The organism is Sphingobium rhizovicinum (assembly GCF_042647625.1).
GTDB lineage: Bacteria > Pseudomonadota > Alphaproteobacteria > Sphingomonadales > Sphingomonadaceae > Sphingobium > Sphingobium rhizovicinum.
The window spans coordinates 479,876-497,795 of the sequence record NZ_JBHRVU010000005.1 but is presented as its reverse complement, the minus strand read 5'-3'; the positions used below and the strand labels follow the sequence as shown (position 1 = coordinate 497,795).

Genomic DNA, 17,920 nt, shown 5'->3' with positions numbered 1-17,920 from the left:
ATTTCATCATGTTGTGACATTTTCGATCGTCTGTGGCCGCTTTGTTGCGGGAAAATTGCAATCCCCTTGACTCCGACAAAATAATGTAGTTGGTATACGATATAAATTAAGGGCGTTAAGCTGAACAAGGGGAAGTCGGATGAAGTCACGTGCGGTATTGAACATAACGGCGGCCTGGTCCGTCCTTGCTCTCGCCTCCGCAGCGGGCGTTGCCCATGCGCAGGAAGCGGCCGAAACCCCGGCTGTGGCCGAGGGCGCGAAGCCCGATATTATCGTCACCGGCGTGCGCGGCAGCGTGCAGGCGGCGACTGCCAAGAAGAAGAACAGCAAGCAGATCGTCGATTCGGTCGTCGCCGAGGACGCGGGCAAGTTGCCGGACAATAATGTCCCCGAAGCGCTGTCCCGCGTGACCGGCGTGCAGATCAGTCGCGAACGCGGTCAGGGTCAGGGCATCAATATCCGCGGCCTCAGCCAGGTGCAGACCACCGTCAACGGCAACAACGTCAATCTGGGCACCGATCGTTCGATCAGCCTGGCCGATATTCCGGCTGAATTGCTGAAGTCGGTCGACGTGTACAAGACGCGCACCGCCGATCAGGTGGAAGGCGGCATCGCCGGCACCGTCAACGTCGAACTGCGCCGCCCGCTGGACCTGAAGAAGGGCCTGACCGTGGCGGGCAGCGTGCGTGGCGCCTATGACGAGTTTGCCGAGAAGACCAGCCCCTATGCCAGCCTGTTGCTGGGCGAACGGTTCGAAACCGGCATGGGCGAAATGGGCTTCCTGCTCAACGGCAGCTGGACCAAGACCTATTATCAGGAAAATTATGTCGAGAGCGAGTCGCCCGACACGGTTTGCTGCGAAGGCGATGCGAACAGCCCGCTCAACAATGTGCCGGCCCAATATCGCAATGTCGTGATCCCCTATCGCACCCAATATGGCACCGAAAGCGGCCATGTGACGCGCCCGTCGCTGAGCGGCGTGTTCCAGTGGAAGCCGTCCGACAAGCTGGAGTTCATTCTGGAAGGCAGCTATATCGGATCGAAGGAGCGCCGCTCGATCGACAAGATGTGGACGCTCAATCGCGAATGGAACACCCAGTTCAGCGGCATCGAACTGATGCCCGATGGTCAGACCATCAAGAAGCTGACCATTTCCAACCCGAACGGCGTGCCGGCCTATATCGAGGGGACGTACAACACGTTGAAGCGCGACCTGTACACCACCAATTTCGAAACCAACTGGCGTCCGAGCGACCGCGCGCTGCTGCATTTCAGCACGCAATATAGCTGGTCCAAGGACAGCTATTATTATGTGCAGCAAATCCTGCGGCCCTATAATCTGCAATCGGCGACGATCGATTTCGTGTCGGACGCCTATTCGCGCCCGATCCCGTCGATCAGCTTCAACGGCGTCGACCTGAACGACGTCACCCAATATGGCGTCAACCGCTTCCAGGATAATGCCGGCATTTCCAAGAATAAGGAATTTGCCAGCCAGGTCGACCTGACGCTGGAGCTGAGCGACAAGAGCCTGTTGCGCTCGTTCCAGACCGGCATTCGCTATAACCGGCGCGATGTCGATCGTTACTATGGCTATCGCGACGGCTTCCCCCGCGTGAACGGCGTCGATGCGCCGCTGACCGCCTTCCCCGGCGGCGATCAGGCGTCGCTGATCGGGCCGGACCTTGCCGGTTCGCCGCAATGGTATCGCATCCCCGGCAAGGCGCTGCTGGACAGCATCGACGCGGTGCGCGCCTATATTCAGGCAAACGATCCGGGCAATGCGGTCCGCTTCTCCAGCGAATTGCCGCCGAGCGATCAGGGCCAGACCTTCACCTCGGTCGAAAACACCTTCGCGGCCTATGCGCAGCTCAACTATGGCTTCGACGTCGGCTTCCCGGTCGACGGCGTGGTCGGCCTGCGTGCGGTCAACACCTGGGGCAGCTCGACCAGCTTCCAATATCGCATCGGTGCGGCATCGGCTGGCTATCCATTGATCATCGAAGAAAGCTCGGGCCGCGGCAACTTCATGGATTATCTGCCCAGCGTCACCGCGACGCTGCATTTCGATCCCAAGACGCAGTTGCGCCTGTCCTACACCACCAACGTGTCGCGCCCCAGCTTCTATGATCTGCGTCCCTTCTTCTTCGTCGATCCCAACGCGGCCAATCCGCGCGTCGATGCCGGCAACCCGGACCTGAAGGCGCAGCGCGAATGGTCGGTCAACGCGAGCCTGGAGCATTATTTCGGTCGCGCGGGTTCGGCGTCGGTCGCAGGCTATTATAAGAAGGCGACCAACTGGACCTATTATAGCAATGAGATCGTCGGCGATCTGGCGGAATATGGTCTGCCGGGCCGCAGCGGTTCGGTGGCGCAGCTGCGCAATGCGGGCGACGGCGAATTTTATGGCGTGGAAGCGCAGGTTCAGAGCTTCTTCGACTTCCTGCCGGGCTTCTGGAAGAATTTCGGCGCCAGCCTAAACGTGACCCGCATTTTGCAGGCGCGCGTCGAATATCCCTATCCCGAGGATTTCCCCGGTGCGTTCGATTCGGTCGATACGTCGAAATGGACCGCCAACGCGGCGCTCTATTATGACACGCCCAAGTTCAGCACGCGCGTCGCCTTCAACTATCGTTCGCCCTACCGCCTGTTCGTGTGGACCGACAATCCCGCCTATAGCTGGTATAACGACGCCACCTATCGTCTGGACGCGGCGGTCAACTATACCCCGGTCAAGTTCATGACGCTGTCGATCGAAGGCACCAACCTGACCGGAAACGACCCCTATCGTTACTTCGGCAAGGAAAATATCCTGCCGCTAGGCGTGCGCACGATGGCGCGCACGGTGCAGGCCAGCGTTCGCTTCCGCTTCTGATCGGGATGCGTAGCTAGACAGACAGAGCGGTCGTGGCGGGGTTTCGCCACGGCCGCTTTTTCTTTGAGGGGGGATAAGAGCGTGCGGATAGTCGCGATGGGAATGGCGTTGCTCGCGCTAACGGCGGGGCATGTGCAGGCGCGGGAAGTGACGGTTATTGTGCCCGCCACCGCCATGCCGTGGAATCCCGGCATCAATGGCAAAAAGAGTTTCGGGCGGCGCGACGGCAGTCGGCCGGTGATGATTGCGGGGCAGCATCTGTTCGAAGGGGGCAAGGTCCGCTTTGCGGCGTCGGGGGAAACCACGACGATTCCCGGCGGTATCGCGATCGGGCCGGATGGGCAGGCGGATTTCGTGGCCGATGACAATATCGGCAATTCGGGCCTGGTCTTTCCCGGCCATTATGTCGATCGGGCGACCCGGCCGGTGAAGCTGAATGCGCTGATCGGCGCGTTCATCGATGCGGATGGACGGGTCGTGGGTGCACCCTTTCTGGTCGGGCGCGAAGCAACGGTGCGGGTGCCGGCCGGCGCGATGGGCATAGCGCTGGGCATCAATGACGACATTTATGCCGACAATGGCGGCAGCCTGTCGGTGACGGTCGATATTCCCGAAGTCAGCGTGATCGTGGAAGAGAAGGAGGGGCAATGATGCGGAAAATTATGTGCGCCGCGATCCTGCTGGCGTCGGCCGCGCCGGCGATGGCGCGGGATATTCCTGTCAGCATCGATGCGCGGTCCGGCCCATGGCTGAACAAGGCTAACAAGAAGATGCGCTATGGCAAGGGGGATGAACAGCCGCCCGCCATGGTCAGCGGCTTCGTCAATGACACGGCCGAGAAGATTGCGATCATGGTCGAGGATGGCGCCGTGACGCAGGTCGATGGTCAGGCTGTCGGGCCGGAGGGACTGGAGGGCCAGGCGGTGGACGACCAGCCGGGCGATGGCGGCAAATATTATCCCAGCCTTTATGCGCCCAAGATATTGTACCCCAATAATCGCCACGCGCTGATCGCCGCCTTTGTCGACGCGAAGGGCGGGCTGATGGGGCGGCCCTTCGCGGTGGGCAAGGGCGCGCGGGTCACGATCCCGGATCAGGCGGCGGGGTTGGTAATGGGGTTTAATGATGTCAGCTTCGCCGGGAATAGCGGGGCGCTGAACGTCACCGTGACCGTGCCGGACGAATGATCGACCTGTTGCGCGAAAGGAGCATGTCATGATGCAGAGCAGAACCCTGACCGCCTTGCTGTTGCTGGCGGGAACGATGTCCGCCTCCGCCGTGATGGCGCGCAAGCCGGCGGCCGAGAAAAGCTGCGTGCTGCAAAGCCGGGTGGCTGCGCCCGTGGTGCGCGATGATGGGCGGCTCTATTTCCGGGGGCAGCCTGACCGCAAGCAATCCTATATCGCGGTCTTCAAGGGCGGAGCCTGTCCCGGCCTCAACCGTTTCGCGACCGCGATCGTGGAGACGACGGGAGCAGGCTATTGCGAGGGGGACAAGGTGCGCTCGCTCGCCACGCCCAGCCAGATTCCCGGCCCGCTCTGCGTCATCGATCATCTGATGCCTTTTGCTGGCGACGTCGATGATGTCGTGCCGGATGAGAGCGGTAACAAATGATTGCCGCACTGCAAAAAACTCGTTGCAGCGTCTAATTTAATATCGTATACGATATTTATATCAGCAGAAAAAGGCAGGAAGAACGAATATGGCAATTGGTTGGAAGGGCGTGTTCCCGGCAGTGACTACGCAGCTGCGTGAGGACCTGTCGATCGACCTCGCCGATACGCAGCGCGTCGTTGACGATCTGGTCAAGGACGGCGTGACCGGCGTCATTGCCCTGGGTACGGTGGGTGAGAATAACTCGCTGGACTATGACGAGAAGGTGTCGGTTCTCTCCGCGATCGTGGAAGTGGTGGACGGCCGCGTGCCGGTGATTACCGGCGTGTCGGAATATGACACCCGCCGCGCGGTGCGTTATGCGCAGGCCGCCGAAAAAGCCGGCGCCGATGGCCTGATGCTGTTGCCGCCGATGGTCTATGTGACCAAGGCCCATGAATTGGTGAACCATTTCAAGGGCGTGGCTGACCAGACCGGCCTGCCGATCATGCTGTACAACAACCCGCCGGCCTATCGCACGGTGATCGACCAGGAGGTTCTGACCGCCCTGATCGACGTCAAGAATATCGTCGCGGTCAAGGAATCGGCGCCCGACACCCGTCGCTTCACCGATTTCCGCAACGCCTTTGGCGATCGCTATACGCTGTTCGCCGGTCTGGACGATGTTGCGCTGGAGGGTCTGTATCTGGGCGCGCAGGGCTGGGTGTCTGGCCTGACCAATGCCTTCCCCAAGGAATCGGTCGAACTGGTGCGCGCATTCGAACGGGGCGACCATGCCAAGGCGATGGAAATCTATCGCTGGTTCATGCCGCTGCTGCATCTGGATGCCGAACATGATCTGGTCCAGTCGATCAAGCTGGCCGAGCAGGTGATGGGCCGCGGGTCCGAGCGGGTGCTGCCGCCGCGCTATGTGTTGCAGGGCGAACGCCGCGCCGAAGTGATCGCGATGGTCGAAAAGGCCGCTGCGACCCGTCCGGACCTGTCGGTCGCGGCTGCGGCCTGATACAAAGCGGCGATGCGTCACACTTTCTTTTGCATCGATGGCCATACGGCCGGAAACCCCGTCCGCCTTGTCGCGGGCGGGGCGCCGCTGCTCAAGGGCGCGTCCATGTCGGAACGGCGGCAGGATTTCCTGAACCGTTTCGACTGGATCCGCACGGGCCTGTGCTTCGAGCCGCGCGGGCATGACATGATGTCGGGCGGTTTCCTCTATCCGCCCTGCGATCCGCAAAATGACGTTGGCATCCTGTTCATCGAGACAAGCGGATGCCTGCCCATGTGCGGACATGGCACGATCGGCATGGTGACGTTCGGGCTGGAGCATGGGCTGATCCAGCCAGCGACGCCGGGGCGGTTGAAGGTCGAGGTGCCCGCCGGCGTCATCGACATCGCCTATGAGACGGAAGGGCAGAAGGTGACGGCGGTGCGCATCACCAATGTCCCGGCCTATGTCGCGGCGACGGGGATCGCAGTCGATGTCGAGGGCATTGGCCCGCTGTCGATCGACGTGTCCTATGGCGGCAACTATTATGCGATCGTAGAGCCGCAGGGCGCTTATACCGGGCTGGACGATCTGGGCGCGGCGCAGCTGATTGAACTGAGCGGTCGCATCCGCGAGGCGGTGCGGGCGCAATATGAGCCGGTCCATCCGCTTGATCCGACGATCCGGGGGGTCAGCCATATATTGTGGGCGGACAAGCCCAAGGGCGAGGACGCCGACGGACGCAACGCCGTCTTCTATGGCGACAAGGCGATCGACCGCAGCCCGTGCGGCACCGGCACATCGGCGCGGCTGGCGCATCTGGCGGCGAAGGGGCGGCTGAAGGTCGGCGAGCGGTTCGTGCATCAGAGCTATATTTGCAGCCGCTTCATCGGGCGGGTGGAAGAACAGGTGATGCTGGGCGATCAGCCTGCGATCATCCCGTCGATCGAGGGGTCGGCGGTGGCGACCGGCTTCAACACCATCTGGATCGATCGCGCCGATCCCTTCTGGGCGGGGTTCCAGGTTACGTGAACCCAGGGGCAGGGGCGGCCATTGCCGCCCCTGCCTGCTTCCGGCCGGGCGAGGCATCCGGCATAAGCAGCGCTTGTCCATCAATCAGACATTCTCATTGGGCGACGATCGGCCATGGCCCTACACATGCTCGCAAAGGAGCATCGCCATGGCCGCAGTGTCCAATATAATATTGAAAGATGATCGGTTTCGCGCATCAGGCATCAGCGAAGCGGAATGGAAGGTCCGCGTCGATCTGGCCGCTTTCTATCGTCTGTCCGCCCTCTATGGCTGGGATGATTTCATCTATACCCATATTTCCGCCCGCGTGCCGGGGCCGGACCATCATTTCCTGATCAATCCCTTTGGCCTGATGTTCGATGAGATTACGGCGTCCAGCCTGGTCAAGGTCGATCTGGACGGCAATGTGATTGGGGATAGCGATTATGGCATCAACTATGCCGGCTATGTGATCCATTCGGCGATCCATGGCGCGCGCAAAGACGCCCATTTTATCGCGCATTTTCATAGTGCGGACGGCATGGCGGTGTCCGCCCATGCCGAAGGTCTGCTGCCGCTCAACCAGCGTGCGCTGGCGCTGATCCCGCGCCTGTCCTATCATGATTATGAAGGCGTGGCGCTCAATCTGGACGAGCGCGAACGGCTGGTCGCGGATCTGGGCGACACCAAGGTCATGCTGCTGCGCAACCATGGCACGCTGGCGCTGGGGGCATCGCCGGGTGAGGCGTTCAGCGGCATCTATCATCTGGAGGAAGCCTGCAAGGCGCAGGTCCGCACCCTCAGCATCGGCCGCGACAGGGTGCTGATCGCGCCAGAGGAAGCGCAGGAAGAAGTGCGGCGGCAGATCAGCCGCGAGCGCAAGCCGGTAGAGGGGGCCAAATCCCACCATGACCTCGTCTGGGAGGCCGCGCTGCGCAAGGCGGAGCGCCAGTCGCCCGGCTTTGACGCCTGATTTTCCGGCCCCATTTTCAAAGGACAGCATCATGACCAAGCGTCAACTCAAACTCGGCCTCGTCCCCACCGGCGTCGGCGGGCCGGGCGATAGCAATCGCTGGCTCGACACCGACATTCCAGTCGACGCCAGCGTCAGTATCGACTGGTATATCGACGTCGTGCGGCAGGCGGAGGCGGCGAAGTTCGACCTCGTCTTCATCGTCGACAGCCAGTTCATCACCGCTAATTCGCCGCCCCATTATCTCAACCGGCTGGAGCCGCTGACGCTGTTGTCGGCGCTGGCGGTGGCGACGCAGCGGATCGGTTTGGTCGGGACGCTCACCACATCCTATAATGATCCGTTCAATCTGGCCCGCCGCTTCGCCTCGCTCGACCTGATCAGCAAGGGGCGCGCGGGATGGAATGTCGTGACCAGCGGAGACGCGGGCACGGCGGGCAATTTCAGCCAGCCCGAGCATCTCGACTATGACACGCGCTATCGCCGCGCGGTGGAGTTTCTGGATGTTGCGCGCGGCCTCTGGTCAAGCTGGGAAGAAGGCGCCCTGGTCCGCGACCGGGCGACGGGCCAGTTTCTGGATGCGGACAAGCTGCACCGGCTGGACCATGATGGCGAATTTTTCCAGGTCACGGGACCGCTCAACATCCAGCGTTCGCCGCAGGGCGAGCCGGTGATCTTCCAGGCGGGCGACAGCGATCAGGGGCGTGATCTGGGCGCGACGATCGCTGACGCCATTTTTACCCACGCCGCCACGATCGAACAGGGGCAGGCCTTCTATGCTGACCTGAAAGGTCGCGCCGCGCGGCAGGGGCGCGACCCCGACCAGATCGTGATCCTGCCCGGCTTTTCCGTCTATGTCGGGGATACGGATGCGGATGCGCGCGCGATCGAGCGCCAGTATCGCAGCCTGGACCAGAGTTTCGATCAGGCGCTGGCCGAATTCGGCCGCCCCTTTGGCTGGCATGATTTCCGCCAATATGATCCCGACGCGCCGTTCCCGGTGGCGGCGCTGGAGGCGGCGAAGAACAGTTTCTACACGCAAGCCAAGAAAATCACCGATCAGGCCGTCGCAGAGGGCTGGACGCTGCGGCAGGCGGTGGAGCGGGTGCGCGCCGGTCGTGGCAGCCCGTTCGTGGGATCGGCGCAGACCGTTGCCGACGAAATTCAGCGTTGGTTCGAAGGGCGGGCGCTGGATGGCCTCAACGTCCATTTGGGGCATCCGTCCCAGTTCCGCCGCTTCGTGGAGGAGGTGGTGCCGATCCTTCAGGAACGGGGGCTGTTCCGCACGGATTATGAAGCGGACACGTTGCGCGGCAATCTGGGCCTGACCATTCCCGCCAGCCGCCATCAGGTGTCGGCCGGTCAGCGGGATGCCGCCTAAAGCTATGATAATTCATTGATGCAGCGGCGCAAACTCTCATTGGCGTGGCGCCGCGCCCCTCGCCATCATGGTGCCAATCGCAAGGAGATCATGATGGCGACACTTCTCACCGCATCGCTCAAGGACCAATATGCCGCCCTGTTGGCGGAACGCGCGCGCAGCTGGTCGCCGGCGCAACTGGCCGGCAATGCGCGGCAGAGACAGGTGCTGGTCGATCGCTTTGATCCCGCAAAGGTGGCGCAGCCGGGCGCGCAATTGCCGGACAGCGACCTGATCGATGTCGAAGGCGGCGCCCTGTCGCTCGACGCGCTGACCGCCAATGGCCCGGCGGTGCTGATCTTCTTCCGCTTTGCCGGATGCCCGGCCTGCAACATTGCCCTGCCGCATTATGCCGAACATCTGTTCCCCGCGCTAGCGCAGCGCAATATCCCGCTGGTGGCGATCAGCCCGCAACAGCCGGAGGCGTTGCGGGAGATTGGCCGGCGTCATGACCTGCCCTTCATCGTCGCAACGGACCGGGATAATGGGCTGGCCCGGCATCTGGGCATCGCCTTTGCGCCCGACGATCAGCCATCGCCGCCGCCGGCCGGGTGGATCGGCGAAGTGACGGGCACGGGCAGTTGGGAATTGCCGCAGCCCGCCGTGGTTCTTGTGGCGCCGGGTCGGAAACTGCTGTGGCTGCATGTCAGCCCCGACTGGCTCGACCGCCCGGAGGCGGGCGAGATCGTGGAGGCTGTCGATCGGCTGACCGCCTGAAAGCCGGGCTCTGCCGCATCCTGGCCGGTCTTTTTCCTTCCGCAAGGATCAGGCCTTGTCAGGCGTTACAATTCGTCACATTTCTTCATGTTCGTCGCGACCGTCTGCGCGCCCGCCGTGGTAACCGGCAGCGTCTGCAACGAAAGAAGAGAGATTCAAGATGCGTCCGGTTATCATTGCCATGTCGCTATTGTCTGCATTTTCCGTTGGCGTCGCCTTGGCGCAGACACCCCCGGCCGCCGATGCCATGGCGCGCGCGAAAGAGGCATTCGACAAAGCCGATCAGGACAAGGATGGCGCGTTGAACCTGAAGGAGTGGAAAGCCATGGGGCGCCGCGAACGCGGATTCCAGATGATGGACGCCGATCATGATGGCAAGCTGACACCGGACGAAATCCGCTCCGCGATCGCCGCCTATCGAAAGCAGCAAGGATGAGCCATTGCTCCGACGCCTGGTTAGCCGCGACGGGCCAGGTGCCTGCCTGTTGAATGACAGAGGTGGCCTGGTAAAACTGGACAGAGGGTTAAGTGGATTTTTTGCCTGACGGCGGCCATGGTGGCCGCGTGACAGGAGTAGAAATGAGCAAACGACCCCGCCGGAATCACAGCCCGGCATTCAAGGCGAAGGTAGCGTTGGCAGCGGTGAAGGGCGAGAAGACGCTGGCGGAGTTGGCGCAGCAATTTGACGTTCACCCGAACCAGAACACGACCTGGCGCTCTCAGCTTCTTGAAAGGGCTGCCGGTGTGTTTGGCAGCGAGATGCGGACCGAGGCTGCTGAGCCGGCTATCGATGTAAAGACGTTGCACGCCAAGATCGGCGAGTTGACGCTGGCGAACGATTTTTTAGTCGGCGCGCTCGGCAAGGCGGGACTGTTGCCGAGCGCAAAGCGATGATTGACCGTTCGCACAGATTGCCGCTGGCGCGGCAGGCGCGCGAACTGGGGATCAGCCGGGGTAGCGTCTATTACCTGCCCAAGCCGGTCTCGGCGGCCGATCTCGCGATCATGCGGCGCATGGACGAGTTGCACCTGGAGTTTCCGTTCGCGGGTAGTCGTATGCTGCGCGATCTCCTGCGGCAGGAAGGCATCGCGATCGGCCGGCAGCATGTTGGCACGCTGATGAAGAAGATGGCGATCGAGGCGATTTACCGCCGCCCGAACACGTCGAAGCCGGCGCCGGGGCACAAGGTCTACCCCTATCTGCTGCGCAGGCTGCCGATCGTGCGGCCCAACCAGGTCTGGGCAACGGACATCAGCTATATCCCCATGGCGAAGGGGTTCGTCTATCTCGTGGCCATCGTCGACTGGTTCAGCCGCAAGGTCCTGGCCTGGCGGGTGTCGATCACGATGGAGGCCGACTTCTGCGTCGAGGCGCTGGAGGAAGCGCTGGCGCGCTTTGGCAAGCCGGAGATTTTCAACACCGACCAAGGCAGTCAGTTCACCAGCATGGCCTTCACCAGCGTGTTGCTGCGCGAAGAAATCGCCATCAGCATGGATGGCCGGGGCGCATGGCGCGACAACGTCGTGGTCGAGCGCCTGTGGCGCTCGGTCAAATATGAGGAGGTCTACCTCCGCGCCTACGCCGCGGTCAGCGAGGCACGGGGCTCGATCGGCCGGTATCTGAGCTTCTATAATAGCAGGAGACCGCATTCGAGCCTTGCCGCCAAGACGCCGGATCAAGCGTATTTTGACAACCTGCCACTGGCGATCGCAGCATGAACTTGGCCGCCGATATGGGGCGTCATGCAGGGAGGGCGTAGCCCGACCGGAGTGACGCCCCATATCGGCAGTTCGAGGAAACAACCGGCAGACGATCCACTTAGCCGTCGCCGATCCCTGTTCAGACCAACCCGGCCACCTCTGCACAGCGGGTCGCGCGGCAATGGCAAAAGCGACATAAGGCGACAATTTCCCGCGCATTTTGCGGTGCTTTTGTCGCTTTATCGCCCGCTTCTATTCCTCGATCATCAGCGCACCAAAGGGGGGCAGCAGGCCCGGCGCGGCGCCATTGACGGCGCTGAGCAGTGTGTTGGTCGGCGCGATCTCTTCGGGCCATGCGGCCGGTTCGCCCGACAGGTTGAACAGGCAGAGCAGGGACTGACCGTCAGCCTGACGGCGGAAGAGCAGGCGCTGGTCGTCCGCGACCAATATCTCCAGACTGCCATGGCGCAGCGCCGGATGCGCCTTGCGCAGGGCCAGCATGGCGCGGGTGTGATGGAGCAGCGAGGCGGCGTCACCCTCCTGCGCGTCCACGGCGCGGACGACATTCTCGTCCCCGACCGGCAGCCAGGGTTCGGCGGTGCTGAAGCCCGCCTGCGCTGCATCGGCAGCCCAGGGCAGGGGCGTGCGCGCGCCGTCGCGCGACAGGGTGAGCGGCCAGTTGGCGATCGCCTCCGGGTCTTGCAGTCGCTCATAGGGAATATCGACCTGCGTGATGCCCAGTTCCTCGCCTTGATAGAGGATGGCGTTGCCGCGCAGCGCGACCAGCAGCATCGCCTTCAACCGGCCAAAGGCGGGGCGATCGGCGGGTGAACACCAGCGCGACACGGCGCGGGGGGCGTCATGATTTTCGAACGCCCAGCTTGGCCAGCCAAGGCCCGGCTCATCGGGCCAGCGTTCGACCGTCTCGGCGACCAGCGCGGGCGTCAGAGCATCGGCATAGAGAAAGTTGAAGCCATAGGCGCTGTTGAGGTGGCTTTCGCCCGCCGTATAGGCCTTCATTTCCGTCTCGGAGAGATCGCCGCCGACTTCGGCCACGGTGAAGATTGCGCCATATTCGTCGCACAGGCTGCGGATGCGCTTGATGAAGTCGACCACGCCGGGATGCGACTGGCTGTACTTCTTGATCTGATAGTCGAAGGACCGGGTGCGCGGCTTGCCGGTGTCGGGCGCGGGCGGATTGTCGCGCAGCAGCGGGTCGTGCATCGAATGGTTGAGCGCATCGAGCCGGAAGCCGTCGACGCCGCGATCCAGCCAGAAGCGCATGGCCCCCAGCAACGCATCCTGCACCTCATGGTTATGCACGTTGAGCTGCGGCTGGCTGCTCAGAAACTGATGCATATAATATTGGCCGCGCCGTCCATCCCAGGTCCAGGCCGGGCCGCCGAAGACAGACTGCCAGTTATTCGGCGGGGTGCCGTCTTCCTTCGGATCGACCCAGACGAACCAGTCCGCCTTGTCGCCGGTGCGGCTGGCGCGGCTCTGCGCGAACCAGTCGTGCATGTCCGATGTATGGGCATAGACCTGATCGATCGTGACTTTCAGGCCAAGATCATGGGCGCGGGCGACCAGCGCGTCGAAATCGGCCAGCGTGCCGAAGATCGGATCGACATCGCAATAATCGGCAATATCATAGCCGAAATCGCGCATCGGGGAGGTGAAGAATGGCGAGATCCAGATGGCGTCCGCGCCGAGCCGGGCGACATGGTCCAGCCGCTGCGTGATGCCGTTCAGGTCGCCGATGCCGTCGCCATTGCTGTCCTGAAAGCTGCGCGGATAGATTTGATAGATCACCGCGCCTTTCCACCAGGGGAGGTCGGTCGATGTCGTCGCAAGCGTCATGGGGGCGTTCCGGCGGTTAGGGGTGAGCGGCGCAGACGGCATAGCCGAAGGCGGGGAGGGAGAGGGCAAGGCTGCCCGGCGCGGAGGGCGCGGCCGGGCAGGCGCCGGCCAGCGACGTGAAAGCGCCGCTGGCTGGATCGACCGCGATATTGCCCGACAGCGGAGCGGCCGATGTATTGAAGGCGACCAGAACCTCCCGCCCCGTGTCGGGATCGATGCGGGAAACGGCGAAGAGGCCGGGCTTGTCCGAACTGGTGCGCAGGATGGTTGCGCCGCGCGACAAGGCGGGGGTGTCGTGGCGGACTTTCGCCAATGTTGCGATCGCGCGGTAGAGCGGGTGGCTGGGGTTGAAACTATCGGTCGCCGTGGTTGCGCCCGTGCCGACTAGCCGATCCGCATTATATTCGGCCACTTTCGACGCGAACATGTCCTGCCGCGCCTGCTGGTCGTTGCCGGTGCCGGCAAAGCCCTGTTCATCGCCATAATAGAGCGTCGGCACGCCGCGTAGCGTCAGCAGCATCGCATGGCCGAGAATATTGCGGGCGAGTTCTTCGTCGGCGTTCATGCCGGGCTTCGCCTGCCGGAGAAAATAAGCAAAGCGGCCGGCATCATGATTGCCAAGGAAGGTCGGCAGTTGCAGCGCCGCCGCCTTGCCGCCTTCATACAGGGCATCATCCTCGCCAAGCCGCGCAAGCGTCTCTGTCCCGGTCTTGCCGCTGGCCGCGTCGACGGCCGCGCGCATGAAGGCGAAGTCCAGCACGGCGGGAAAGGCGGCGTTGCGGGTCCAGCTTGCCAGCAGCGCCGGATCATAGTCGCCGGTCGCGACCTCGCCGAAGATGTGGAAGTTCGGGATGCGCTTTGCTGCTGCGTGGGCGCGGATGGCGAGGATGAAAGCGCGCCAGAATTCCGCATTCACATGTTTGGCGGTGTCGATGCGATAGCCGTCGATGCCGAAACGGTCGATCCAGCCCTTATAGATGTCGATGAAGCCGGCGACGACGCGCGGGTCTTCCGTGGCGAGATCGTCCAGGCCGACGAAATCGCCATATTGCGCGCTCTCCCCCTTCCAGTCGGTGTCGCCGCGATTGTGATAATATATGGGGTCGTTGAGCCAGGCGGGGGTCTTGGCCTTTTCCTCGCCTTTCGGAATGACGGGCGTGTAGGCGAAGGCGGGGTCGGTCAGCTTCGCCCAGTTGGCGGCGCTGCCGTCATGATCGCCGGCAAAGCCGTCATTGATCGGCTTGCCCGATGCGCCGCCTTGTCGCGACCAGGGATAGTTGGCCTTGCTGCGATAGGGCGCGGCGCTGGTGGGGCTTTCGCGATACTGGATCACATCGGCCGTATGGTTGGCGATGATGTCCATATAGACTTTCATGCCGCGCTGGTGCGCCGCATCGACCAGCGCCCTGAAATCCGCGTCCGTGCCGAAATGGGGATCGACTTTGGTGAAGTCCGTCACCCAATAGCCATGATAGCCCGCGCTTTCCTGCCCCTTCGCGCCCTGCACCGGTTTGTTCCTGAAGATCGGCGCCAGCCAGATGGCGGTCGCGCCAAGGCCCTGAATATAGTCGAGCTTCGCGGTCAGCCCCTTGAGGTCACCGCCATGATAGAAGGCGCGCGAGGTCGGATCATAGCCGGTCTGGAGGGGACCGCCCTTCAAGCCGCCACGGTCATTCTTCGGGTCGCCATTGGCGAAGCGGTCGGGCAGGACGAAATAGACGATTTCCTGTTCCGGCGTGCGGGCGCGCAGATCGGACAGCGTATCCGCCTGCGCCTGTGTCACGCCGATCAGGGCCGCAGCCATCCCGGCGGCCGTCACGAGGAAAGTCGTGGCCGTTCGACCCATGGAGGGCACCCCTTTTCTTGAACCCGGAAGGGCCGGCGACGCAGCGGCCGCCGGGCCAGTCTACACATCAGAAGCGGTAGTTGAAGCCCGCCATGAAGCGGCGGCCATAGGTTTGATAGTTGCGGATCTGGATCGACGCGCCGGTATCCACCGATACGAAGGGTTCGTCGGTCAGATTCTGGCCCTGGAGGAAGAGCGACAGCCCCTCCAGCGCGCTGCCCTTCTGGAAATCATAGCCGATCTGTCCGTCGACGATGGTTTCGCTGAGCGCACGGCGCAATTCCCGCTCGCCGCCAAAGCCGACGAACTGCCCGACGAAGGATGAGCGGTAGCGCACCGAACCACGGGCGGAGAAGCCCCATTTTTCAAAGAACAGCGTGCCGTTGGCGACCCAGCGCGAATAATCGGGCAGGTCTTCGGACGATGCGCCGATACCCGGCTTGATGCTGGTCTTGGTATAGCCAAGGCCGCCCGTCAGGCCAAAGCCCTCCAGCGCCGGCGTCACCACTTCGAACGGTACGGTGCCGGCAAGTTCGAAACCGTAGAGCTTGCCGCCCTTGCCATTGACCGGGCGGGTCAGCGTGCCTTGCGGATCGGTGACGCCCGGCGGCAGCAGTATGGGCAGGCCGGTATAATCATAGTCCGCCGTTTCGCGATAGACATAGCTTTGCAGTTTCTTGGCGAAGAGCTGGAGGCCCAGATACCCCTTGGTGCCGAAATATTTTTCGAAATTGAGGTCCGCGGCCCAGGCGCGATAGGGGCGCAGCGTGGGATTGCCGCCGGTGCCGGTGATGACCCCGCTGGCGGTGTTATAGCCATAGTCGAGGCTCACCTTCATATCCTCAAAGCGCGGGCGCTGGATTTCGCGCGCCGCCGACAGGCGGATCACGAAGTCGCTGGGCATGCGCAGCGACAGGTTCATGCTCGGCAGCACATCCCAATAATTGGCGCCGCGCGTCGTCGGCACCAGATCGGCGGCGGCCAGATTGACGAAGCCGCGCGACTTTTGTTCGGTATTCTGGGCGAGCACGCCGATATTGCCGGTCAGTTCGGACGATCCGACCGACTGTTTGATATTGGCCATCAGATAGGCGGACATGACCCGTTCCGTCACCGAATAGGCCTTGGCCGGCACATCCTTGCTGGGGTTCAATATCTTCTGATAGACGCCATCCTCCAGCAGCTTGAAGGGATCATAGCTCAGCACCGGGCCAAGGCCGATGAAGCTCAGGTCCGTGGCGGCCAGTCGATATTGATCCGGAAGCACCAGCGACGTCGCGCCGTTCGCCAGGTTCAGCACATATTCTTCCGGCGTCTTCGCCTTGGTGCGATCGGTGTAGCCAAGGCCGACCGTGATCTTCGACAGGAAGCTGTCCTCAATCTCCTTGCCGAATTCGATCTGATAGCTTTTGATCTCATCGTCGATGATGCGGTTGTTATAATAGCCTTCCTGATGGCCGAGCGGCGCGCCGCCGCCCCAGCCGAGTGGATCGGTCAGCATCATCAGATTGGGATCGCTATAGTCCAGCAAATGGCTGGTGAAATGGGTGCCCTTGCGGTCGCTGACGAAATCCAGCGTGTCGGTCGCGCCATTGCCCGCGCCCGGCCCGGTGCCGGCATTGGATTCCAGCGAAAGTTCGCTGCGGTCGGTGCGCGAATAGCCGAAGTCGAAGCTGGCCGACCAGCCATCGTCGCCGGTATATTTGGCGTTGAAACCGCCGGAGAAAATGGTCGATTTACGCTCATAGCCATGGTTGTTGACCACGGCTTCGACATTGGTGAAGGCGCCGCTGTTGATGAAATTGCCGTCGGTCGTTTCGCTGCCGGCGACGGGCGTGGCCGCGCTCCAGAACAGCGGCACTTCCACGCCGCGCTTGATCTGCTTGTCCTTGAAGTCGCCATAGAAGCCGTCGAAGGTCAGCAGCAAGGTGTCGGTCGCCTGCATCTGCACGCTGCCCTGAATGCCAAGGCGCTTGAGTTGCGTCGACACGCCGAACGGCTTCACCCCGCCAATGACCTTGCGTCCGTCGCTGGTGTCGGCATAGCCCCAGGCTTCAAACTCCTTCGACTGATAGGGTTCATCGCTATAGGCGACCGACAGGGCGACGCCGATGCGGTCGCCGGCAAACTGGTCGACATAGGTGCCGGTCAGGCGATAGCCCTTGTCCTTGCTGTCGGCGTTCACCTTGCCAAGGTCGGCATAGACGCCGCGCGCGCCCACGGCGATCATCTGCTTGCCATAATCGAGTGGACGGATGGTGCGGATGTCGACGGTGCCGACCAGACCCTGATGAATGAGGTTGGCCTGCGGCGTCTTGTAGACATCGACGCGATTGACGACTTCGGCAGGATATTGATCGAATTCGACATTGCGCTGTTCGCCGGTCGACGTCTGCGGCCGGCCGTTGAGCGTGGTCGAGGACAGGTCGGCGCTGGCGCCGCGGATCGCGATCGAATTGGCGCGGCCGAACAAACGCTGGGAGGTGAGGCCGGGCAGGCGGGCGATGGATTCGCCGATCGATGCGTCGGGCAGCTTGCCAATATCCTCGGCCGACACCGATTCCACGATCGTCTGCGCGTTCTTCTTGACGTTGACGGCGCTTTGCAGCGCGGCGCGGAAGCCGGTGACGATGATGGTGTCGCTGGCTTCGCCCTGCGGCGCATCCTGCGCCAGCACGGGCATCGCGCTGCTGGCGATCATGATCGCAACGACGGAAGCGCCCAGCATGCGGGCGCGGTCAAACTGGTTGGCCACTCATCCTCTCCCCTATGTCACCGGACGGACCCTGATCGCCGGCGCAAAACCCTTTTCGTGCCGCAGGCGTGGTCGTGCAGCGCCACGATCCTGCGGTCATGCTGTCTTACGCCGCGTCTGGGCTGGGGGACCAGAAGGCATACGTATACGCATATTATGCGAGCACC

14 protein-coding genes are annotated in these 17,920 nt (G+C 62.6%); 11 read left to right on the top strand and 3 right to left on the bottom strand.

Going from position 1 to position 17,920, the window contains the following annotated elements:
- Positions 1–139: 139 nt before the first annotated feature.
- The 11 genes from ACFOKF_RS20990 to ACFOKF_RS20940 all read left to right on the top strand — a co-directional run bounded on the left by ACFOKF_RS20990 (position 140) and on the right by ACFOKF_RS20940 (position 11,310).
- Complete coding sequence (locus ACFOKF_RS20990) at positions 140–2,875, top strand: TonB-dependent receptor (RefSeq protein ID WP_380798471.1); 2,736 nt, start codon at positions 140–142, stop codon at positions 2,873–2,875.
- 81 nt (positions 2,876–2,956) lie between these two features.
- Positions 2,957–3,526 (top strand): hypothetical protein, encoded by a 570-nt coding sequence (locus tag ACFOKF_RS20985; RefSeq protein ID WP_380798470.1) that lies wholly within the window; start codon positions 2,957–2,959, stop codon positions 3,524–3,526.
- Positions 3,523–4,062 carry a hypothetical protein gene (locus ACFOKF_RS20980; protein WP_380798469.1) on the top strand — a complete coding sequence of 180 codons (540 nt, stop codon included), beginning with the start codon at positions 3,523–3,525 and terminating at the stop codon, positions 4,060–4,062. The genes ACFOKF_RS20985 and ACFOKF_RS20980 overlap by 4 nt, the downstream gene beginning before the upstream one ends.
- 28 nt (positions 4,063–4,090) lie before the next feature.
- Positions 4,091–4,489, top strand: a complete 399-nt coding sequence (locus ACFOKF_RS20975) for a hypothetical protein (RefSeq protein WP_380798468.1) — start codon at positions 4,091–4,093, stop codon at positions 4,487–4,489.
- An 88-nt stretch (positions 4,490–4,577) separates the two neighbouring features.
- A complete protein-coding gene (locus ACFOKF_RS20970) occupies positions 4,578–5,492 on the top strand; it encodes a dihydrodipicolinate synthase family protein (RefSeq protein WP_380798466.1) in 915 nt (304 codons plus the stop codon).
- 12 nt (positions 5,493–5,504) lie between these two features.
- Complete coding sequence (locus ACFOKF_RS20965; protein ID WP_380798465.1) at positions 5,505–6,503, top strand: 4-hydroxyproline epimerase; 999 nt, start codon at positions 5,505–5,507, stop codon at positions 6,501–6,503.
- A 148-nt stretch (positions 6,504–6,651) separates the two neighbouring features.
- Positions 6,652–7,455, top strand: a complete 804-nt coding sequence (locus ACFOKF_RS20960) for a class II aldolase/adducin family protein (RefSeq protein ID WP_380798464.1) — start codon at positions 6,652–6,654, stop codon at positions 7,453–7,455.
- A 31-nt stretch (positions 7,456–7,486) separates the two neighbouring features.
- Positions 7,487–8,836: an LLM class flavin-dependent oxidoreductase gene (locus tag ACFOKF_RS20955; protein WP_380798463.1), complete on the top strand. Its 1,350-nt coding sequence runs from the start codon at positions 7,487–7,489 to the stop codon at positions 8,834–8,836.
- Between the two features lie 93 nt (positions 8,837–8,929).
- Entirely contained in the window at positions 8,930–9,592 is a 663-nt protein-coding gene (locus ACFOKF_RS20950) for a peroxiredoxin-like family protein (protein ID WP_380799319.1), read from the top strand.
- 160 nt (positions 9,593–9,752) lie between these two features.
- Entirely contained in the window at positions 9,753–10,028 is a 276-nt protein-coding gene (locus ACFOKF_RS20945; protein ID WP_380798461.1) for a hypothetical protein, read from the top strand.
- 143 nt (positions 10,029–10,171) lie between these two features.
- A protein-coding gene (locus tag ACFOKF_RS20940; RefSeq protein WP_380798459.1) for an IS3 family transposase occupies positions 10,172–11,310 on the top strand; the annotation gives its coding sequence in 2 pieces (ribosomal slippage) (positions 10,172–10,438 and positions 10,441–11,310; 1,137 coding nt in all).
- 234 nt (positions 11,311–11,544) lie between these two features.
- Here ACFOKF_RS20940 and ACFOKF_RS20935 read toward each other — a convergent pair.
- From ACFOKF_RS20935 to ACFOKF_RS20925, 3 genes are all read right to left on the bottom strand, one after another.
- Positions 11,545–13,152, bottom strand: a complete 1,608-nt coding sequence (locus ACFOKF_RS20935) for an alpha-amylase family glycosyl hydrolase (protein WP_380798458.1) — start codon at positions 13,150–13,152, stop codon at positions 11,545–11,547.
- Between the two features lie 16 nt (positions 13,153–13,168).
- Positions 13,169–14,998, bottom strand: a complete 1,830-nt coding sequence (locus ACFOKF_RS20930; protein WP_380798457.1) for an alpha-amylase family glycosyl hydrolase — start codon at positions 14,996–14,998, stop codon at positions 13,169–13,171.
- Between the two features lie 67 nt (positions 14,999–15,065).
- Positions 15,066–17,726 (bottom strand): TonB-dependent receptor, encoded by a 2,661-nt coding sequence (locus ACFOKF_RS20925; protein ID WP_449325403.1) that lies wholly within the window; start codon positions 17,724–17,726, stop codon positions 15,066–15,068.
- Between the last annotated feature and the right edge of the window lie 194 nt (positions 17,727–17,920).